This is a genomic window from Kitasatospora sp. NPDC048239 (assembly GCF_043202015.1).
Taxonomy (GTDB): domain Bacteria; phylum Actinomycetota; class Actinomycetes; order Streptomycetales; family Streptomycetaceae; genus Kitasatospora.
Genome location: NZ_JBICZP010000011.1, coordinates 1 through 18,831, shown reverse-complemented (window position 1 = coordinate 18,831; position 18,831 = coordinate 1). Strand labels below are relative to the sequence as shown.

17 protein-coding genes and 2 pseudogenes are annotated in these 18,831 nt (G+C 72.0%); 5 read left to right on the top strand and 14 right to left on the bottom strand.

Annotated elements, in window-relative coordinates; all coding sequences use genetic code 11:
• Positions 1 to 203 precede the first annotated feature (203 nt).
• On the bottom strand, positions 204 to 515 hold the full coding sequence (locus tag ACGFZP_RS26630; protein ID WP_392937689.1) for an ArsR/SmtB family transcription factor: 312 nt from the start codon (positions 513 to 515) through the stop codon (positions 204 to 206).
• A gap of 226 nt (positions 516 to 741) precedes the next feature.
• On the opposite strand from ACGFZP_RS26630, the gene ACGFZP_RS26625 reads away from it, so the two are divergent.
• The 3 genes and pseudogenes from ACGFZP_RS26625 (at position 742) to ACGFZP_RS26615 (ending at position 4,077) form a co-directional block, all read left to right on the top strand.
• Positions 742 to 1,629: a peptidoglycan DD-metalloendopeptidase family protein gene (locus ACGFZP_RS26625; protein ID WP_392937686.1), complete on the top strand. Its 888-nt coding sequence runs from the start codon at positions 742 to 744 to the stop codon at positions 1,627 to 1,629.
• Positions 1,630 to 1,750: 121 nt separating this feature from the next.
• A pseudogene (locus ACGFZP_RS26620) lies at positions 1,751 to 2,464 on the top strand (FHA domain-containing protein); the annotation flags it as partial.
• A gap of 251 nt (positions 2,465 to 2,715) precedes the next feature.
• Positions 2,716 to 4,077 carry a serine/threonine-protein kinase gene (locus ACGFZP_RS26615; protein WP_392937684.1) on the top strand — a complete coding sequence of 454 codons (1,362 nt, stop codon included), beginning with the start codon at positions 2,716 to 2,718 and terminating at the stop codon, positions 4,075 to 4,077.
• 204 nt (positions 4,078 to 4,281) lie between these two features.
• Here the strand turns inward: ACGFZP_RS26615 and ACGFZP_RS26610 are convergent.
• The 3 genes and pseudogenes from ACGFZP_RS26610 to ACGFZP_RS26600 all read right to left on the bottom strand — a co-directional run.
• Positions 4,282 to 4,560: pseudogene (locus tag ACGFZP_RS26610) on the bottom strand (SMI1/KNR4 family protein); the annotation flags it as partial.
• Between the two features lie 90 nt (positions 4,561 to 4,650).
• The gene (locus ACGFZP_RS26605) at positions 4,651 to 5,259 is read right to left on the bottom strand and encodes a chloramphenicol phosphotransferase CPT family protein (RefSeq protein WP_392937681.1); all 609 of its coding nucleotides are present in this window, start codon (positions 5,257 to 5,259) and stop codon (positions 4,651 to 4,653) included.
• A gap of 10 nt (positions 5,260 to 5,269) precedes the next feature.
• The gene (locus ACGFZP_RS26600) at positions 5,270 to 5,764 is read right to left on the bottom strand and encodes an SgcJ/EcaC family oxidoreductase (protein ID WP_392937679.1); all 495 of its coding nucleotides are present in this window, start codon (positions 5,762 to 5,764) and stop codon (positions 5,270 to 5,272) included.
• 249 nt (positions 5,765 to 6,013) lie between these two features.
• Between ACGFZP_RS26600 and ACGFZP_RS26595 the strand changes: the two genes are divergently transcribed.
• Positions 6,014 to 6,451 carry a hypothetical protein gene (locus tag ACGFZP_RS26595; RefSeq protein ID WP_392937676.1) on the top strand — a complete coding sequence of 146 codons (438 nt, stop codon included), beginning with the start codon at positions 6,014 to 6,016 and terminating at the stop codon, positions 6,449 to 6,451.
• Positions 6,452 to 6,539: 88 nt separating this feature from the next.
• Here the strand turns inward: ACGFZP_RS26595 and ACGFZP_RS26590 are convergent, their stop codons facing one another.
• From ACGFZP_RS26590 to ACGFZP_RS26560, 7 genes are all read right to left on the bottom strand, one after another.
• Positions 6,540 to 6,854: a hypothetical protein gene (locus ACGFZP_RS26590; RefSeq protein WP_392937673.1), complete on the bottom strand. Its 315-nt coding sequence runs from the start codon at positions 6,852 to 6,854 to the stop codon at positions 6,540 to 6,542.
• A 159-nt stretch (positions 6,855 to 7,013) separates the two neighbouring features.
• Positions 7,014 to 7,814 carry a hypothetical protein gene (locus tag ACGFZP_RS26585; protein WP_392937670.1) on the bottom strand — a complete coding sequence of 267 codons (801 nt, stop codon included), beginning with the start codon at positions 7,812 to 7,814 and terminating at the stop codon, positions 7,014 to 7,016.
• A gap of 88 nt (positions 7,815 to 7,902) precedes the next feature.
• Positions 7,903 to 8,886 carry a hypothetical protein gene (locus tag ACGFZP_RS26580; RefSeq protein ID WP_392937668.1) on the bottom strand — a complete coding sequence of 328 codons (984 nt, stop codon included), beginning with the start codon at positions 8,884 to 8,886 and terminating at the stop codon, positions 7,903 to 7,905.
• An 18-nt stretch (positions 8,887 to 8,904) separates the two neighbouring features.
• Positions 8,905 to 10,083: a hypothetical protein gene (locus tag ACGFZP_RS26575; protein WP_392937665.1), complete on the bottom strand. Its 1,179-nt coding sequence runs from the start codon at positions 10,081 to 10,083 to the stop codon at positions 8,905 to 8,907.
• A gap of 63 nt (positions 10,084 to 10,146) precedes the next feature.
• Positions 10,147 to 11,229 (bottom strand): hypothetical protein, encoded by a 1,083-nt coding sequence (locus ACGFZP_RS26570; RefSeq protein ID WP_392937662.1) that lies wholly within the window; start codon positions 11,227 to 11,229, stop codon positions 10,147 to 10,149.
• Between the two features lie 119 nt (positions 11,230 to 11,348).
• Positions 11,349 to 12,641, bottom strand: a complete 1,293-nt coding sequence (locus ACGFZP_RS26565; protein ID WP_392937660.1) for a hypothetical protein — start codon at positions 12,639 to 12,641, stop codon at positions 11,349 to 11,351.
• A gap of 335 nt (positions 12,642 to 12,976) precedes the next feature.
• Entirely contained in the window at positions 12,977 to 13,480 is a 504-nt protein-coding gene (locus ACGFZP_RS26560) for an Lrp/AsnC family transcriptional regulator (RefSeq protein ID WP_392937657.1), read from the bottom strand.
• 179 nt (positions 13,481 to 13,659) lie between these two features.
• Between ACGFZP_RS26560 and ACGFZP_RS26555 the strand changes: the two genes are divergently transcribed.
• Positions 13,660 to 15,345 carry a histidine decarboxylase gene (locus ACGFZP_RS26555; RefSeq protein ID WP_392937654.1) on the top strand — a complete coding sequence of 562 codons (1,686 nt, stop codon included), beginning with the start codon at positions 13,660 to 13,662 and terminating at the stop codon, positions 15,343 to 15,345.
• Positions 15,346 to 15,365: 20 nt separating this feature from the next.
• On the opposite strand, the gene ACGFZP_RS26550 is transcribed toward ACGFZP_RS26555, so the two are convergent.
• From ACGFZP_RS26550 to fdxA, 3 genes are all read right to left on the bottom strand, one after another.
• Positions 15,366 to 16,943: a phytoene desaturase family protein gene (locus ACGFZP_RS26550; protein ID WP_392937651.1), complete on the bottom strand. Its 1,578-nt coding sequence runs from the start codon at positions 16,941 to 16,943 to the stop codon at positions 15,366 to 15,368.
• Between the two features lie 94 nt (positions 16,944 to 17,037).
• The gene (locus ACGFZP_RS26545; protein ID WP_392937649.1) at positions 17,038 to 18,093 is read right to left on the bottom strand and encodes a magnesium and cobalt transport protein CorA; all 1,056 of its coding nucleotides are present in this window, start codon (positions 18,091 to 18,093) and stop codon (positions 17,038 to 17,040) included.
• Between the two features lie 221 nt (positions 18,094 to 18,314).
• On the bottom strand, positions 18,315 to 18,635 hold the full coding sequence (gene fdxA / locus ACGFZP_RS26540; protein WP_392937647.1) for a ferredoxin: 321 nt from the start codon (positions 18,633 to 18,635) through the stop codon (positions 18,315 to 18,317).
• Positions 18,636 to 18,831 lie beyond the last annotated feature (196 nt).

The window sequence follows — 18,831 nt, the reverse complement described above, 5'->3', positions numbered from 1 at the left end:
GCAGCCTTCCGCACTCGGCTCCGGGGGTGGCACACGGCCTCGCGTGGCGCGGCCTCTCGGATCGAGCGACAAATCTAGATAGGTAGATGGGTCGTGCCGGAAAAATGGAGCGGGGACGCCAGAGGGCGGCGCGACGCGGGAGGCGTCACGCCGGAGTCGGGTCGGAGCGGGGAGGGGAGGGGAGGGGTCGGAGCGAGAAGGGGTCAGAGCACGTCGCGGACGTAGGCGGCGAACGCGGCGATCGTCTCCTCGTTGCGACGGTAGAAGGTCCACTTGCCGATGCGCTCCGATTCGAGCAGTCCGGCGTCCCGCAGGATCTGCAGGTAACCGGAGACCACCGACTGGGCCAGCCCGGAGCGCTCGCGGATGTCCGTCACGCACACGCCGATGTGGAACCCCACACCGCGCTCACGGTAGTAGTCCTCGTCGAAGTAGCGTTCGGGCGTCTTCAGCCAGTGCAGGAACTCCGCACGCGCCGGGTTGGCGAGCGCCTTGTGAACCGCCAGTGGATCCACCGCCCCACACTCCTTCCGCACGATGATCCCGCAAAGACATATCCAATATTCTCGATACGAAGAATCGTGTCAAGTGCGGGGGGTGCGGCCAGGGTCGGATCAGCGGGGGTGGCCCTCCGGAGCGCACCCGTCGGACCCTCGGAGGTCCGAGGTGGCGGGGCGGCTCCAGGGCCGCCAGCATGACGGCCGGGCGGTGCCCGCCGCCGGGGAGCTCAGGAGGAGAACGATGCGCAGAGCGTGGGTGGGACTGCTGGCCTGGCTGGCGGCGGTGGCGCTGATACCGGTGGTCGCGCCGGGGGCGGCGGCGGTGACCGGTCCGGCGGCGGTGGCCGGTCCGGCGGTGACCGGTCCGCCCTCCGAGCGGCCCGTGTTCCAGTTGCCGTTCCCGTGCGGCACCGCCTGGCGGCTGGACACCTGGGGCCACAACCCCGCGCTGGACATGGTGGTGGAGGGCAACACCGGCTCCGACGGCCTGCCGGTGCTCGCCTCCGCCGCAGGCACGGTGTCCGCCGTGTACCAGGACCCCGGCTCCGGCAACACCATCCAGATCAGCCACGGCAACGGCTGGTTCACCGCCTACTACCACCTCAAGGACGACCCGGCCGCGTACGTGCGGAAGGGTGACCGGGTGGCGCCGGACACCACCATCGGCCGCATCGGCACCTCGGGCGCCTCCGGCTGGGCGCACCTGCACTACGAGCAGCGCTACCTCGCCTCGGGTGACTTCACCGACGAGCGCCACCGGGTGCCGGCCCTCCTCGACGGCGTCGAGTACTCCGGTCCGGGCGCCACCTGGCCGAGTGTCACCAGCCACAACTGCACCGCCGCACCGGCGGCCTGGCAGGACTGCCCGAGCGGGTACGTCTGCTTCTACTCCGGCCTCGACGGCACCGGTTCGGTCTGCCGCTCCGACGCCGACCAGCCCGCGAGTACCTGCGGCCTCCGCCGCTCCTTCTTCAACAACGGCACGCCGCAGCCCGGTTACGACCACGTGCAGGTGTACTTCCGGGAGGGGGGCAGCCTCTGCCTGCACTACGGCTGGACGGAGGGCCGGGGCGAGCTGCCGGCCGGCGGGCGGATCGTCGATCGCTTCGAGTGGCGCGGGGAGTGCTGAGCCGCCCGACAGGGGTCGCGCCTGACAGGGGTCGCCTGACAGGCTCATGGCCATCGTTACCTGAATGATTCATTCCGCTCGCTACCCTTCCCCCAGCACCAGCGGGGGAGGGGAACAGCGCGTGTACAGCATCATCGTGGTCCCGGGGCCGGGCATGGAGCCCGGGGGCCAACAGCGGCTGGCCCCCGGCCAGACCCTGCGCTTCGGCCGGGACGGCGGAGCGGGGGACCTGTTCATCCCGCACAGCGGAGTCTCCAGGACCGCCGGCGAGATCACCGCCGACGGCACCCACTGGCTGCTCAGCAACCTCAGCCGCACCGCCACCTACGTGGTGGAGAACCCCGAGGGCGCCGGCGAGCACCTCAAGATCGCACCGGGTCGGCTCGGCGCCCCGGTGCCCTTCGAGTTCTCCCGGCTCGTGCTTCCGGCCGGCTCCGACCTGATCACCCTGGACGTCTGGGCGCCCCGCCACGACTACGCCGACCGCGACCTGTGGACCGCACCCGGCGGCGAACCCACCCTGCTGGCGTTCCCGCTCGACCGCTCCAAGCGCTACTTCCGGGTGCTCACCGCCCTCTGCGAACCGCGCCTGCGCGTCGCCCCGCACGCCCCCACACCCACCGTCGACCAGGTCGTCGAACGGCTGCGCCCGCTCTGGCCGGCCGCCAACCGCGCCGCCGTGCAGTGGAACATCGACTACCTCGCGGTGAAGCTGCGGATCAAGCCCGGCCCGGACAGTGCCGACCCCGGCCCCCGGCTGGCCGGCAAGAAGGACTCGCTCGTCTCGCTGGCGCTGCGCTTCGACCTGGTCCGCGAGGACGACCTCCGTAGCCTGGACACCGACGCGCCCGGACCGGCACCCGCAGGCACGGTCCCGGTGTTCGGGCCCGGCTCCGTACCGCTTCCCAGATCCGGCTCCGCACCCGTCCCCGCCCGCTCCGGCACCCCCGCCTCGGCCGTGCCCGCCTCGCCCGCCCGCGGCGAGACCGCTGCTGTCGAAACCGCCGCCGCCGAAACCGCCGCCGCCGAAACCGCTGCCGGCGAGACCGCCGCCGCCGAGACCGCCCCCGTGCCGGACCAGGCACGGTGACCGCCCGCCGCGGCGGCCCGCCGGGGGACCTCCTCCCCCTCCCGGCCGGCTACCGGATCGGACCCTGGACGGTCGGCCGCCTGCTCGGCTCCGGCGCCTTCGGCTGCGTCTTCGCCGCGCGCCGCGCCGTCCCCGAGGCCGGGGTGCCCACCCGGGCCGCTCTCAAGGTCCTGCCGACCGGCACCCGCACCCCGCGCCAGCTCACCCACCTGCGCGAACTCGCCGAGCGGGAGACGGCGTTGCTGCGCAGGGTGCGCGCCCCCCGACTGATCCGGCTGTACGAGGTACGCACCGTCGACGACCCCGCCCGTCCGGAGCTCGACGGCGCCACCGTCCTCGTGCTGGAGGCGGCGGAGGGCTCGCTGGACGACCTGCTCGCCGTCGACCCCGTCCCGCGCGGCGGCCCCGCACTCCTCGCCCACGTCTGCGAGGGCCTGGACCAGCTGCACCGTGCGGGCTGGGTGCACGGCGACCTCAAGCCCGGCAACGTGCTGCTGATGCCCGACGGCACCGCCCGCCTGGCCGACTTCAACATGGCCGCCGAACTGGAGGGCACCCACGCCTACGCCCCGGCCTTCGGCACCGCCGACTACACCCCGCCGGACCTGCTCTGGTGCGAGATCGGCGAACGCGGCCGCAAGATCCGTCCTAGCGCCGACATCTGGGCCTTCGGCGTCCTGGCCCACCTGGTACTCACCGGCACCCTTCCGCTGCCCGGCGGCACCCCGGCCGCCCGCCGCGACGCCGCCATGCGCTACGCCCGCGGCGAGGAGGGGCTCCGGCTCGCACCCGACCTCCCCGAGGCCTGGCGCACCGTCCTGACGGACTGCCTGGCCCGCCGACACGAGGACCGCGCCCCGCACACCGCGAGCTCGCTGTTGCGCCGGGTGGAGGCGGCCGCCGCCGGCCGCCGCGCACCCTGGCGGCCGGGCCCCTTCCTCCGCCGTCGCCGCCGCCCCCTGCTGGTCGCCGCGGCCCTCGCGGCGGCCCTGCTCGCCGGCCTCCTGGCCGCCCTGCCGAGCACCGCCGGGGCGAGCGGCTACGACCGCTGCCGCCGCGGCGCGGTGTGCTTCTTCACCGAGACGGACGGCCAGGGCGAGATCTGCGCCTGGGTCGACGCGGACACCGACTGGTCCGAAGGCGAGACCGGCTGCCCCTGGGCCGCCCGGCAGGCCCCGCGCTCGGTCTTCAACAACGGCCAGGACCTCTCCGAGGGCGCCACCCAGATCGACGTCCAGTACTTCGCCGACCCTGACCACCAAACCCTCCTCGGCTGCGTCAAGAACGGCCGCCGCCGCAACCTCTCCGGCCAGGAGCACCCGAACTCCCATCTGTGGCTCAGGAGTTGCACCCCGTAGAACAGGCGAAGGAGTGGCGCACCACTTGCCGTCCCCGCACTTGATCCTCCAGCGCGAGACGAACGCGGGACCATGGCACTCGCGCAGGTCGCCATACGCGCAGCCCGTGGGTTGGTCGCCCTTCCGATGCCGGCGCTCCGAAGGGAGCCGAGAGCACTGCCGGGATGGCGCGTCTCGCCAACGGGTCGAAGCGTTGGTGTTTCGCTATGCGCCGGAGTGCAGTCGGCTCGCGGCTTGGTCCCATGGTTGGGGCTCGATCAGGTCGTCCCTGTCGAAGGCGTCCTCCTCGAACCAGCCCGTCCCCGCGAGCCATGTCTCCAGCCATGCTGCGAGGCTGGTGGAGTCGAGGAACCAGCACTGATCCCACGATCCGCCGCTGTACGGGTTCGGCTCGAAGAGCAGGACCTGACCGTCGTTGCTGAGACAATCAACACCTGCGTACACGCCACAGCCCCAGGTCAGGATCGGTACGACGCCTTCAGGCGATCCGGCCACCCCGCGGTCACCTCCCTCTCGGAGTACCGCTGCCCGGGTTGCCGGGCCTACCAGCCTCTGCGAGGTGCGTGTCGGCGGTCACGTGGTTCCCCGGGGCCTCGCCTTCGTCAGGTTTGTCAGGCTCGACTGACTGTCCGCCAGACGGCGTCGGCGGAGGCGGGTGAAAGCGGTAGGTCTGGGGCGGTGAGGGAGGAATTCCTTGATCTGCTGGGCGCATTCACGTGGGCTCGCCGTGCTGGAGTCGCACTCCAGGTCGTAGTCGCCGTGAGCGTGAACCAGGTCGTACTGGTGTGCAGCAAGGCCCGGCGGGCGGTCACCCCGGGCCAGCTCGCGGCGGCCCAGTTCGTCCAGCGGACAGTGGACGCCGACGAACAGTACGTCCTCGGGCCGCAGCACCGTCAGACAGTCGAGCAGCCGCCACGGCTCGCTCAGCACGTGGTCGACCACGATGCCGTTGCCCACTTCGGCCATGGCCGCGATCGAGCGGTGGAAGCCCATCCTGGTCTGCCGTAGCGCGATGTCGAGCTCCTCCGCTCCGAGCTCCCGCCTGCTGCGCATCGCGTTGAAGTCGTCGACCGCCAGGTGGAAGAAGACGCCGTCGTCCAGGATGTCCAGTAGCTCCCGGGCGATGCTCGACTTCCCTGAGCTGGACGTACCGTTGAGAAGGATGATCCGACCGGATATCATATCAGCATGGTCACATGGCGCCTCCACGGCGCCGCATCCGCCTGATTGACACCTCGTCGGGTCGGGCGCCGTTGGCGTGCCAGGCCCCTCCGGGCGGCTGAGCGCCGCATGCGAGGTCTCCGTGGGGCCGGGGCGGAACTGCGGGTGCGGGTGCGGGACATGGAGGCGTCAGCGCTGTGCGACCGGGACCAGGCCCGGGGGCGAGCCGGTGGGAGACGGCCTCCATCAGCGGCCGGTGCCCGGTGTTCTGGAAGGCGGCGATCCGCCACTCGCCGTCGTCCTCGCGGACCAGGGTGCAGGTCTGGATCTTGCTGAGCTTCTCGGGCCGCTTGCCCTTGTAGGTGTCTCCGCGGCCGTTGACCACGGCCACGCCGGGTGCCGGGAACCGGTTGTCGAGAACGGCGTCGGCCAGCCGGGTGCCCCTGGCGAAGCCGCCGAAGAGGGCGCGGTGACTGTCGACGATGGCCTGAGGCCCGTCGTCGACCGGGCCGGGACGTACTGCCACGTCGCACTCCACCGCTTTACGACAGTCTGACGGCGAAGGCCGCGGAGCGCCCGCTGCGTATAGAGGTCCGGGGAACGGGCGGGGAGCGATTCCCGCACCGCGCCCGGACACCCGGGCCACGCCGTCGTCATGGCGGACGGGCAGGCTGGGCGGGCAGGGTGGTGGGGGCACCCTCGGAGGTCCGAGGTACCGCCCGTGCGGGCCGCGGGCCACTCTGGAGTCACTCACCGACTCCAGGGGGACACCACCATGAATCTCAAGCGTTCCGCCGCCAGCCTGCTCGGCGCCGTGGCCCTGCTGCCGGCGCTCGTCGTCGGCGCCGGATCCGCCCAGGCCGCCCCGGTCGAATCCGCCCGGCTGGTGTTGGCGTCGCCGTCGGTCTCGCCGTCGGTCCCGACGCAGTACTACCGCTACGAGACCGACATGCTGCGGATCCCGTGCCCGAGCGGCAGCCTGTGCATCTCCGTGGACGACCCGGGCGCGCAGAAGTGGAAGGTCTTCTACTTCGACCCGTGCCGGCGCTACTCCGTGTCCAACTGGGAGGGTGGCGGCTACTACATCAACAACCAGACCGGGCCCGTGACCACGACGTTCTTCGACCGCTGGGGCGGCGGGTTCCCGAGCATCCCGGTCGGCGCCAGGGGGTCGTTCAACTGGTCGGACGTCTGGTCGCTGCAGAACTGCTGACCCCCTGTTCGGACGGCCCGGCCCCGGTTTCCCCACGACCGAGGCCGGGCCGTCCACCCGGCCGCCACCCGGCCGTCCACCGGGCCGCTCACGGGCCTCCGGTCCCGAACCCCGGGCTCTTCAGCTTGGCCACGCGGTCCACGACCGTCTTCCTGCTGACCACCTGAGTACCCCGCTGGTCCAACTCCTGGGCGGGGGAGGGGATCCCGGACGCCACCGTGTAGTTCTTCTGCCGTGAGGAGAAGCAGAACACACCGATGACGTGGCGGTCGTCGTCGGCCACGATGGCGGCGCCGCAGTCCCCGGGCAGACCGGAGCCGCCGTCGATCTTCACGGCAGGGCCGAAGTTCGAAGAGAACCCGTTCTGTTCCCACCAGGGGATCCGGAAGTCGTCGTCGACCACCCGTCCGTGCTGTACGGCGGCGGTGCTGCGGGCTCCGGTACTCGAGGCGGTGTGTTCTCCCGCCGACCCGTCCGATGACGTACACGTCCGCGCGGTCCCTCCCGTACCGTCCGGAAGACGAACCCGGGCCCGGCACACGGAGCCAGGCGGACAGGGCCTCTAGGAGTTCACCCAGGCCTTCGTCCGCGCGATCCAGGTCAGGACCTCGTCGAAGCCGGCGGAGGAGCTCCCTTCCGCCAGTGCCTGCGGTGAGGCCGGCACCCTGGATGCCATGGTGAACGGGCGGCCCTTCCTGGTGGTCCCGCCGAGGCAGTGAACGCCGACGATGTGCCGGTCGTTCACGGCGACCACGGCGGCGCCCGAATCCCCTCCCCGGGTGGGCATGGTGCCCTGGACCTCGATCAGGGTCAGGGGCTGCACGCTCAGGTACTGCCGGTTGGCGGCGTTCGTCGGGTCCAGTTCCATCGTCATCCAGTACGAGAGGTCCCGCACGTGTCCGCCCAGGACGATTCCCGTGGTGTTTCCGAGCCAGTGCACCGGCTCGCCCTCGATCGGGTCCCGGACGGCGAGCGGCTCGTCCGTGTCGTTGATTCCCGGAATCCGGTACGAGGTCGCCGCGGAGTCGCCCGCCACCTCGATGTAGGCGAAGTCGTAGCGGCAGGTGATGCGTTGCCCCGGCGTCTCGGCGCGCGTGCCGAGGAACTCCCGGGAGCTCGGATAGGTCCGCAGGGGCGACCTACCGGCGACGTGTCCGATCCGCTGGTTCTCGCCCGGGACACCGGCGCCGGGCTGGAAGACGGCCGCGTTCAGGTTGTTCACGAGGTGACCGGCCGTGATGACGACGTCCCTGGCGGGGTCGCCCCAGTTCACTCTGGCCCCCAGGGTGCCGCCGATCAGCATGTCGGCGGCCTGGATCTGGTACCCGCCCGGACACGGATGCTGGTAGCTGTTCAACGGCATGGGCGCCGCACCTCCGGTCTGCGCACGTGATCCCGCCGGGGTCGGGCCCGGACCAGGGGGCCGTCCCCGGTCCGTCCCGTGCGAACGCTCACGTGCGGGGCGGCCGGTCGCGGCTCTGCTTGCGTACGAGCGCCCGTCTGTCCTTCTTCTCGATCTCCTGGACCTCCCAGGGACCGGAGACGACGGTCGGGGCCTCGCCGGAGATCACGGAGGCCAGCGGCAGCCCGTCCTTGTCGTAGACGGTCGCGACGTCGGTCAGCTGCCAGAAGAGGTTCAGCTCCGGGTACGAGCCGAGGTTCGTGTAGGTGTTGGAGACGAAGGACGTCGTCTGCGTGGACACGGTGAGTTGCTGGCTGGTGGTGGACGACTCGCTCAGGGAGGCGGAGACGGAGGCGCTGAACGGGCCCCAGCCGGCGCTGGCGCTCACGCCGACGGACGCGTTGGTGGTGTCGGTCTCCGAGCTGCTGTTCTGCATGCCCTGGGTGACGGTGTAGCTGACGGTCCTGCTCTCACCGGGCGCGAGGCTGTAGGACTCCCCGGTGCAGTGCCAGAACTGTTCGCGTGTGACGGCGACGCCGAGCCCTGCCTGGTCGCCCTCCGGGAGGGTCACCGGGCTGCGGGACGTGGCGCCGTGCTGGACGACACCGGTGGCCACCAGGACACCGGGGCCGTCCTGGGGGATGAGCATGTCGGCGCTGGGCTCGGGGATCGGTCCGATGTCGTTGGGGTCCAGCAGGTCGGCCCCGGTGAAGGAGAGGGTGCTCTTGCCCGGCAGGTTCTGCAGCACGGCCGCGAAGGCTCCGGAGTAGTGGGACTTCGCCACCCAGTAGCTGTCGGCCCAGCAGTCGCCGGTGACCAGGAGGTTGCCGCCGTTGGGCTCCAGCAGGAGCCCGGGCAGGCCCGCGGTCCAGGCCCCGTCGGTGCGCCCGCACAGCTCGCCGGACTGGTCGACGTAGAAGAAGTCGAGGGGGACCGAGAGGTCGTTGAAGATGAGGATCTCGGCCATGGCCTTCTTGGGAGGCGAGACGAGAGTCCCGCAGAGGGCCGTCCGATAGGTCTCGTTCATGCGCATGGTGAGCTCCGGTGGCCGTCAGTATGCGGGCTCGTCGGTGAGGTAGTAGACGCGGGGACCGTCCTCGGTGTGCACGAGGGCCAGCGGGCCCTGCGCGGCCACCTTGGCGACGGGCGGAAGGCCGTCGGCGGTCAGGTCCCACCACGACCAGTCGGATGCCGGCCCCCGCCACAGCACGAGGTGGTTCTCGTCGGTCACGAAGGTCACCCAGGGGCGGCCGTCGCCGGACACCGCGCACGCGACGTAGCTGTTGGCGGCCGCCACCGGACGGACTCCCGCCCGGGTCGAGTAGATGTCCTGGCTCGACCACCCGTTGCCCGTCCGACCGAGCCAGACCGGTTTGGACTCCCGGCAGAACTGGGCGACGCCGGTCACGGAGGCGTCCTCCCGCGAGATGCGGAACGCCGCCGCCAGCGGACCTCCGTCCTTGAGCGGCCTGGCACCGATCGAGGCGAGGTTCTGCCACGACCACCCCTTCGTCTCGCCGTAGCCGATCGCCTCGATGAGGTTGTTCGCGGTGTCCGCGTAGTAGACGCGCCGGGCGTCGTTGCCCCGCCCCAGCGCGGCAAGCCCGCTGAGCCGGGACGCCGGGCGGAGTCCGGCGAATTTGGTGAGATCGGTGGCCTGAGCCGGATGCGTCCCGAACGCCTCCACCTCTCTGAGGTGGCCGAGGTCGTCGAAGTAGTAGGCGAAGCAGCCCCTGTCGTTCTGCATCGCGGCCAGCGGGCTGTTCGACGCGACCTTGGGGGTTTTGGCATCGGTGCCGAGACGCCAACCGCCGTCGAACAGCAGGATGGTGAGGTCGCCGCTCTCGGCCGCGTAGTAGACGTTCATCCTCCCGTCCAGCCATCCGCCCGCGGCCAGCGGGCTGTTCCATGCGGCTGCGGGGGCGCCCAGTTCACTGGTGAAGTTGCGGTACGCCCAGCTCTCCCCGTTGGTCCCGAGCTCGATGAGGGCGCCGTCGGTGTCCGCGTAGTAGACGCGCCGGTAGTCTGGTCCCCATCCGATCGCGGCGAATCCGCCGGTCAGGGCGGGGAAGGGCGCAGGCCTGATGACGCCGGGCCCGACGCGCGTCCCCGCGAGGATGTTCAGGTTGGCCCAGGAGAACGATCCGCTCGCTCTGCGGGCCACTTCGATGACCGCCGTGTACTCTCCGCCCGGGGTCACGCCCAGGGGGCGGGCGCCCTCTGCTGCCATGATCTCCTCCGGCTGCTGGTAGGTGCACCCGTGCGTTGGACGGGTGGTTGGTCGCTCGGCCGCTCAGCCCCAGGGCCCGGCCGAGGGACGAGGGCCTCGGGCCGGCCGGATCGGTTCGACGGCCGGTTCGGCGGCCGGCTGGACGGCGACGATCACGGGAGCATCGTCCGGCAGGCCGGTGCCGGTGCCGGTGCCGGTGTCAGTGCCGGTGTCAGCGGCAGCGGCAGCGGCAGCGGAGGTGCCGGTGCTCAGCGCACCCGCGCCCGACTTCCCGGCGACCAGGTCGTCCACGTTGACGGGGCGCCAGACGACCGGGGGGCCCTTGGCCGAGACGACCGAAGACAACGGCGTACCCGTTCCGTCGAACACCGTGACGATGTCCATGAGTTGCCAGAACAGGTACATCCACGCGTGGATCGTGTCGTTGGTGTACTGGTTCGAGGTGAAGCTCGTCGTCTGGGTGGAGACGGTCACCTGCTGGGTCTTGGTCGAGGCCGTGCTCAGGGAGGCGTTGACGGAGGCGCTGAACGGGCCCCAGCCGGCGCTGGCACTCGCGCTGACCGACGCCGAGACCGTCTTGGAGTCCGAGGAGCTCTGCTGCATCCCTTGCGTCTGCGTGTAGTTGACGGTCTTCTCCTCCCCGGCCGCGAGGCTGTACGACTCCGGCAGACGCTGCCAGAACTGCTCGCGGGTGACGAAGTTGCCGTTCGGCAGCACTCCCACCCCCACCAGGATCCTCGGACCGTTCGGCGGGATGATCACGGTGGGGGTGGGCGCGGGCATCTCCCCGATGTCGTCCGGGTCCAGCAGGTCACGGCCGGTGACGGTGACGGCGGCGTTGTCCCGGCCGACCCGCCAGGCCGCCGCGAAGGCACCCGAGTACCCGGCCTTGGCGACGAAGCAGTAGGACGGGTCGACATTGGTCCAGGTGATGGTTGCCCCTGGGTCCAGGACCTGGCCCGGGTGGCCGGGGACCAGCTTGCGGGTCCGCGGGTTGCGGCCGTACAGCAGGCCGTCGAGGCCGACCCAGTACACCAGCAGGTGGACCGGGGTGGCGTTGGTGACCGTCATGTTCGTCCGGCGTCCGTCGTCCGCGGACGTGAGGGTCCCGCTGATGGCGTCCTGGTAGGTGTCGTTCATGCGCATGGGTGGCTCCTTCGCGCGTACGGCCGTTCGGCGGCCCACCGTCCCGAGGGCGCCGGTCGCCCGGTCGTCCCGCCGTGGCCGTGGGGTACCCGGCAGCCGGTGACTCCGCTACTCCTCGGCTACTCCTCGCTCGTGTAGTAGACGCGCGGGCCGCTGGTGCAGGAGGCGGCGAACGGACTGGGCACGCCGGTGGCGACATCGGGCAGGTCCAGCTCGGCGCCCAGGTCGAGGGAGGTCCACTTGTCGCCGGACCCGCTCAGCTCGATCAGGTCGTGGTCGCCCTCCGGTGCTCCGGCATCCTCCGGTCCGGCACCCGCGTCGGCCGCTCCCAGGTAGTACACCCGGACGTCCGAGCCGTCGGGGCCCGCCACGGCGGCCAGTGAACCCCCGGCGGCCGCCGGGGGAGCGCCCGCACCGCTGTCGGCATCCACCCCGGCATGACGGACGTCCCACCCGCGGCCGTTGTACTCCACCCCGACCACCATCCGGCCGGCGTCCAGGTAGTAGAGCCGCGGATGGCCGTCGACGCCGAGCACGACCGCCGGCTGACTGCCGGCCGCCGCAGCCGGAGCCCCGTACGCGGACAGCTCGCACACCTGCCACAGCACGCCGCCCTCCGGTCTCTTCTTCGTCCCCTCGATGACGGTGTGCTCCAGTTGGACGGGCCGGTTGCCCCCGTCCAGGAAGTACACGAGGCGGACGCCGCTCCCGCGGCCGGCGACGGCCAGCCGGCTGAGCGGGGAGGGGGCCGGGCAGCCCTCGACCGCGGAGGTCAGGTCGCAGACCGACCAGCCCTCCGCCCCCAGCCAGGACACCTCGACGAGGTGGCCCTGCCCGTCCAGGTAGTAGGCGTACTCGCCCTGCTCGGTGGTGACGGCGGCCAGCGGGCTGATCAGGGAGGCCGGCGGGGCGACGGTACACACGGAGAACGTCCACTCCCCGTCCCGTTCCTCCAGCCGTACCGGGTGGCGGCCCCCGTCCAACCGGCTCCCGTCCAACCGGCCGTCGCCCAGCAGCTCGTCGCCCAGCGGGCCGCCGTCGAGGTAGTAGACCCGTAGACCCCCGATCCGCCCCGTGACCGCCAGCGCACTGCCCACGGCGGCGCTGGGCGCACCGATCTCCGTGGTGAAGACGCGGTACCCGGCCCAGTGCCCGTCCGGCGACGACGGGTCGTACACCGCGCCGACCACACTCCGGTCGGACTCCTGGTAGTAGACCCGCCGCTGGTCCTCGGCGGACCCGGCGGCCGCCAGCCCGCTGCCCGCGAGCGGCAGCGGGCTGATCTGCCGCCACACCGGCCCGGCGCCGGACCCTGAACCGGCCGTCCTCCCCTCGGCGAAGTTGATGTCCGAGTACCCCCACCTGCCGTCCTGCTGCGCCACCTCGATGATGCTGTAGACCTTCTCGGCCATGGTTCTCAGCCCCCGTCCCTTCCATCCGTCCGGGCGCGGCCCCGACGGCGACCACTGCCCCCGGCTCCCCTGTGCCCCCTGCGGAGTTCCGACCGGCTGTAGACCGCCGTCCTCATCTCCACCGTGCTCCCATGTGGTGGCCGTCGCATCCGGAGGGAGCCCCGATTGCGGGGTCGGAGCGGGAAGTTGACACGCTCACCGGTGACTCCGCGTACCGGTCCCCGGTCGTGGGTCGCCGGGTCGCCGCTCGCCCGTCGGCGGGCGCGGCGGCCGGACCGCGAGCGACCAGCCCGGCCCGACCGCGAGCGACCCGCCCGGCCGTTCCCGAAGGTGCTTCAGGTGGTCGCGGGGGAGGGCTCGTCGAGGTAGCGGCGCCCGGCTATCTGCTCGAAGATCAGGTTGGTCCGGGTCTGCGCCACCGCCGGGTGGGTGGTGAGGTTGTCCACCACGAAGTCGCGCAGGCCCTCGGGGCCCGCGACGCCGACGTGCAGCAGGTAGTCATCGGATCCCGCCATGTGGAACACCGCCAGGACGCCGGGCAGGTCGGGGGCGGTGCCGCGGAAGCTCTCGTTCTGCTCGCGGGTGTGGGCCCGGAGCCGGACGGAGATCATCGCCTGCAGCGGCAGCCCGATCGCGGCGGGGTCGACGTCCGCCCGGAACCCGCGGATGATCCCGCGCTCCTGCAGGGCGCGGACCCGGGCCAGGCAGGTGGAGGGGGCGATGCCGACCGCCTCGGCGAGCGCGTTGTTGGGCATCCGGGCGTTGTCGGTCAGGGTGCGCATGATCGCCCGGTCCACGTCGTCGATGGCCGACCTGCGGGTCGGCGGATAATTCGGCATGCCGGGCAGGATTCCAGCTGTTCCCGTCGATTCGCAAGACATCACGCGGTACTACCGAATGTTGTTCGGAGGATCTTCCGCCGGGCGCCGTGAAGTTCCATCCTGGGCCGCGAGCGGCGAACGCCCCTCTGCCGCTCCCCGCCCGGATCGGCCCGCACCGATCCCGGAGTGCCGCGCCCATGAGCCCGACCGCCACCTTCGCCGCCGCGACCGCCGTGTCCGCCGCGACCGCCGTGCCCGCCGTCGACCCGGGGGCGGAGCTGGACGCCCGCGACTTCGCGCTCCCCACGAGCGGGTTGGACGACGAACGCCGCCTGCACGCCCTCGACACGGTGGACGAGTACCTGTCGAGGAAGCGCCGGCACCTGGTCGGCTACCAGGCCACCCAGGACATGCAGGGCTGCGCGCTCGACCTGGCCCGGTTCATGCCGAACAACATCAACAACCTCGGCGACCCGTTCCAGAGCGGCGGCTACAAGCCGAACACCAAGGTCGTCGAGCGGGCGGTGCTCGACTACTACGCGGCCCTGTGGAACGCCGAGCGGCCGCACGACCCCGCCGACCCCGAGTCGTACTGGGGCTACATGCTGTCCATGGGCTCCACCGAGGGCAACATGTACGCGCTCTGGAACGCCCGGGACTACCTGAGCGGCAAGGCGCTGATCCAGCCGCCGACGGCCCCGTTCGACGCCCTGCGGTACGTTCAGGCCGCGCCCGACCGGCACAACCCCAACGCCCACCGCCCGGTGGCGTTCTACTCCGAGGACACCCACTACTCCTTCGCCAAGGCGGTGCGGGTGCTGGGCGTCGAGACCTTCCACGCGGTCGGTCTGGAGAAGTACGCGGACGAGTGCCCGCTGGTCGACCCCGCCACCGGACTCCGCGAGTGGCCCACCGAGGTGCCCTCCAGCCCCGGCCCCTCCGGCCGGTCCTGGGACGGCCCGGGCGAGATCGACGTCGACGCCCTCGTGGTGCTGGTCGAGTTCTTCGCCGCGAAGGGCCACCCGGTCTTCGTCAACCTCAACCTCGGCAGCACCTTCAAGGGCGCCCACGACGACGTCCGGCGGGTCTGTGAGCGCCTGCTGCCGGTCTTCGAGCGCCACGGCCTGATCCGGCGCCAGGTGGCGTACGGTACGGACCCGCAGACCGGCGAGCCGCTGGTCGACCTGCGCAGGGGCTTCTGGATCCACGTGGACGGCGCGCTCGGCGCCGGCTACGCGCCGTTCCTGCGGATGGCCTCCCAGGACCCGGCGGCGTACGGCTGGACCCCCGAAGTGGAGCTCCCCGAGTACGACTTCGGTCTCAGGCTGCCCACCGCGGAGTTCGGCGACCTCGACATGGTCTCCTCGATCGCCATGAGCGGCCACAAGTGGCCGGGTGCGCCGTGGCCCTGCGGCATCTACATGACGAAGGTCAAGTACCAGATCTCGCCGCCGTCCCAGCCGGACTACATAGGTGCGCCGGACACCACCTTCGCGGGCTCCCGGAACGGGTTCTCCCCGCTGGTCATCTGGGACCACCTCTCCCGGCACTCCTACCAGGACCAGGTGGACCGGATCCGCAGCGCCCAGGAGCTGGCCGGCTACCTGGAGCGCCGGCTGAGGGAGCTGGAGCAGGAGACGGGCGTCGATCTCTGGACGGCCCGCACCCCCGGCGCGGTCACCGTGCGCTTCCGCAAGCCCAGCCCCGGACTGGTGGCGAAGTGGTCGCTGTCCTCCCAGGACGTGCTGATGGTCCCGGGCGACGAGTCCTCCCGCCGCAGCTACGTGCACGTCTTCGTGATGCCCTCGGTCGACCGGACGAAGCTGGACGCGCTGCTGGCCGAACTCGCCCAGGATCCCGTCATCCGCGGGTGCGCCGTCTGACCCTCTCCGACCGGGGGCGGCTACCGGCCCAGCTCCTCCAGCACGGCCCGGGCCGCGTTGTGCCCGGGGATGCCGCTGACGCCGCCGCCGCGGACCGCCCCCGCCCCGCACAGCAGCACGTTCGGGTGCGCCGTCGCCACGCCCCAGCGGGCGGCGGCGCTCTCCGGAGCCTCGGTCGCGAAGGGGAACGAGAGGTCCCGGTGGAAGATGTGGCCGCCCGGCAGGCCGACCTCCCGCTCAAGGTCCAGCGGGGTCCTGGCCTCCACACAGGGCCGCCCGTCGGCGTCCGATGCCAGACAGTCGGCGATCGGCTCGGCCAGCACCTCGTCGAGCTGCGCCAGACTCGCCGCGAGCGCACGCTCCTTGGCCGCCGGGTCGGTGAACAGCCGGGCGGGCATGTGCAGTCCGAACAGGGTGAGCGTCTGCAACCCCTGCCGGAGCGCCTCGGGGCCGAGGATCGACGGGTCGGTGAGGGTGTGGCAGTAGATCTCCGAGGGCGGCGCCGAGGGCATCAGGCCCGCCCGCGCCTCGGCGTAGGCCGTCTCCAACTGCCGGTAGCCCTCGGCGATGTGGAACGTGCCCGCGAACGCGTCCCGGGGATCCGCGGCGGTGTCGCGGAGCCGCGGCAGCCGGCGGAGCACCATGTTGACCTTCAGCTGGGCGCCCTCCGGCGCGGGCCCGGCCTCCTCGCCCAGTAACCGGGCCAGGACCGCCGGGGCGGCGTTCACCAGGACGTGCCGGCCGACGGCCGTGGCCTCCCCGTCCCGGTGGCGGTAGGCCACCTCGGCGTCACCGGCGCCGGCGGTGGCGACGGCGGTGACCTCGCAGTCGGTCCGGATCTCCGCGCCGGCCGCCAGCGCCGCCTCGGCCAGCGCGTCCGTCACCGCGCCCATCCCGCCGACCGGGACGTCCCAGTCGCCCGTCCCGTTGCCGATCACGTGGTAGAGGAAGCAGCGGTTCTGCAGCAGCGAGGTGTCGTGGGCGTGGGTGAAGGTGCCGATCAGCGCGTCCGTCAGGACCACGCCGCGCACCAGGTCGTCGGTGAAGGCCCGTTCGATCGCCTCGCCCAGGGGCCGTTCGAAGAACGCCTCCCAGACGGCGTCGTCCGCGATCCGCCGGCGCAGTTCGGCCCGGGCGGGCAGCGGCTCGGTGAGCGTCGGGAACACCCGCTCGGCGATCCGCCCGGCCGCCCCGTAGAAGCGCTGCCAGGCCTCCCACTCCCGCTCCGTACCGGTCAGCGCCCGGAAGGACTCCCGGGTCCGGCCCGGGTCGGCGGCATCCACCAGCAGCCCGGTGGGCTTCCCGTCCCGGACGGCGGGTGTGTACGAGGCGATCCGGCGCCGTCGCAGGTCCAGCCGCAGCCCCAGGTCCCGCACCACCGAGTGCGGCAGCAGGCTCACCAGGTACGAGTATCGCGACAGCCTGGCGTCCACCCCCGCGAACGCCCGGGCCGACACCGCCGCCCCGCCCACCTGCGGCAGCCGTTCGAGCACCAGCACCCGGAGTCCGGCCCGCGCGAGGTACGCGGCTGCCACCAGCCCGTTGTGCCCGCCGCCGACGATCACGACGTCGTGCCGGGAGGGCGAGTCCGTGTTCACGCGGCCACGCTACGCCACTTCGCACGGCCGCGGAACGGGCGTGCGTCCACCCGTTCCACCCGGATCCCGGCGGGCTGCGCGTCCGCGCCGACCGCTACCCCGGTGCGGACCGAGGTGTGCGGTGGAGCCCGTTGCCCGCCTCCGGCAGCGGTGGTGCCGTCCGGCCGCGCTGCCGGTGCAGCCAGACGTACAGCACCAGGCAGGGCAGCATCAGACCGCCGAGGCCGAGGGCGAGGAACGCCGGGAAGGTGTCGATGTGCCGGACCAGCCACTCGAAGTTCTGCCCGAAGAAGCCGACCACGAAGGAGAGCGGGAGGAACACGGTCGCGACGATCGTGAGCCGCTCCATCGTGGCGCTCTGCCGGAGGGTGATCCTGTTCTGCTCGACGGAGATCACCGCGATGTTCGCCTCCAGGACGGTGGTCAGCAGGTCGCGTTGGGCGGCGACCTCCTCGTTGACCAGCAGGAGGTGGTCGTGCACGTCGCGGAAGTACGGCAGCAGTTCGGGCGCCGACCTGCCGGGCGGCAGCCGGCGGGCGAGCACGGCGAGGAGGGGGTGGACGGCACGGTAGAAGTCGGTGGCCTCGCGGCGCAGGAAGTAGATCCGTTCGGTCGGGGCGACCGTGCCGGAGAACACCGTGGCCTCGATCTGCTCGATGTCGCGTTCGAGTTCGGTGACGACGGGTGCGTAGCTGTCGACCACCTGGTCGAGGATCGCCCACAGTGTCGAGGCGCTGCCGGTCCGCAGCAGTTCGGGGCTGTGTTCGAGTCGGCTGCGGGCGCCGGTCAGTTCGCTGGCGATGCCCTGGCGCACGGTGATCACGAAGTGTTCGGCAAGGAAGATGCTGATCTCGCCGGTGTCGATCTCCTCGCGTTCGTCGTCGTAGCGGGCGGTGCGCAGGATGATCAGCTCGGTGCCGTCCTCGTACCGTTCGGCCTTCGGCCGCAGGTGGAAGGCCTGGGCGTCCTCGACGGCGAGTTCGTGCAGTCCGAAGCTCTCGCGCACCCTGGCCAGTTCCTCGGGGCCCGGTTCGAACATGCCCAGCCAGACGAATCCGCCCTGCGTGCAGCGTGCGGCCGCCTCCTCCAGCGGCATCGGGCCCTCGTGCTGCCGGCGTCCGTCGCGGTAGTGCGCGCAGTCGACGATCATGGCCTTCCTCCTCGCGCCCGGCCGACCGCGCCGTCCGTCGCCCCACCGGCGGCGATGCACGCCGTAGCCGACTCCCAGCAGTCCATGCTCCTCCGATTCGGCCGGACCTGCGCCGCGTCGGGCCGCGCGGGGGGCTCCGGCTCCGGCTCGGCGAGCCGGAGCCGGAGCCGTCCGCCCCGCGATCGGGCAGGACGGCGGCCCGCCGCCGGGCCGCCCGGGGGTCACGCCGTCCGGACGGGCTGTCCCGCGACGAAGGGGTGGTCGCTCTCGATCAGCCCCTGGCCGGCGGCGCCGCCGGGCGAGCCGAGGTCCTCGAAGAAGTCGGCGTTGGCCGTCCGGTACTCCTTCCACTCCGCGGGGGTGTCGTCCTCGTAGTAGATGGCCTCCACCGGGCAGACCGGCTCGCAGGCACCGCAGTCGACGCACTCGTCCGGGTGGATGTACATGGACCGCAGGCCCTCGTAGATGCAGTCGACGGGGCACTCCTCGATGCAGGCCTTGTCCTTCACGTCGACGCAGGGCTGGGCGATGACGTACGTCATGGGTTCCTCACTTCCTCACTGTGGCAAGGGAATCCGGCCGGACCGGGGCGTCCGGCCCGGACGCCCGACCGGGGCGCCGGAGCGGACGGCCGGTCACTTCGCGGCGGTGACGGTGGGGGCGCCGGACTCGACGCCGTCGGCCTGCATCTGCTCGGCGAGCTTGAGGGCCTCCTCGATCAGGGTCTCGACGATCTTC

Bases quoted from the DNA above. Each gene is read 5' to 3' on its own strand.
- ACGFZP_RS26565 (WP_392937660.1), bottom strand. From the start codon at position 12,641: ATGGCCGAGAAGGTCTACAGCATCATCGAGGTGGCGCAGCAGGACGGC.
- ACGFZP_RS26605 (WP_392937681.1), bottom strand. From the start codon at position 5,259: ATGATATCCGGTCGGATCATCCTTCTCAACGGTACGTCCAGCTCAGGG.
- ACGFZP_RS26570 (WP_392937662.1), bottom strand. From the start codon at position 11,229: ATGCGCATGAACGACACCTACCAGGACGCCATCAGCGGGACCCTCACG.
- ACGFZP_RS26580 (WP_392937668.1), bottom strand. From the start codon at position 8,886: ATGCGCATGAACGAGACCTATCGGACGGCCCTCTGCGGGACTCTCGTC.
- ACGFZP_RS26555 (WP_392937654.1), top strand. From the start codon at position 13,660: ATGAGCCCGACCGCCACCTTCGCCGCCGCGACCGCCGTGTCCGCCGCG.
- ACGFZP_RS26560 (WP_392937657.1), bottom strand. From the start codon at position 13,480: ATGCCGAATTATCCGCCGACCCGCAGGTCGGCCATCGACGACGTGGAC.
- ACGFZP_RS26545 (WP_392937649.1), bottom strand. From the start codon at position 18,093: ATGATCGTCGACTGCGCGCACTACCGCGACGGACGCCGGCAGCACGAG.
- ACGFZP_RS26575 (WP_392937665.1), bottom strand. From the start codon at position 10,083: ATGGCAGCAGAGGGCGCCCGCCCCCTGGGCGTGACCCCGGGCGGAGAG.
- ACGFZP_RS26595 (WP_392937676.1), top strand. From the start codon at position 6,014: ATGAATCTCAAGCGTTCCGCCGCCAGCCTGCTCGGCGCCGTGGCCCTG.
- fdxA (WP_392937647.1), bottom strand. From the start codon at position 18,635: ATGACGTACGTCATCGCCCAGCCCTGCGTCGACGTGAAGGACAAGGCC.
- ACGFZP_RS26625 (WP_392937686.1), top strand. From the start codon at position 742: ATGCGCAGAGCGTGGGTGGGACTGCTGGCCTGGCTGGCGGCGGTGGCG.
- ACGFZP_RS26585 (WP_392937670.1), bottom strand. From the start codon at position 7,814: ATGCCGTTGAACAGCTACCAGCATCCGTGTCCGGGCGGGTACCAGATC.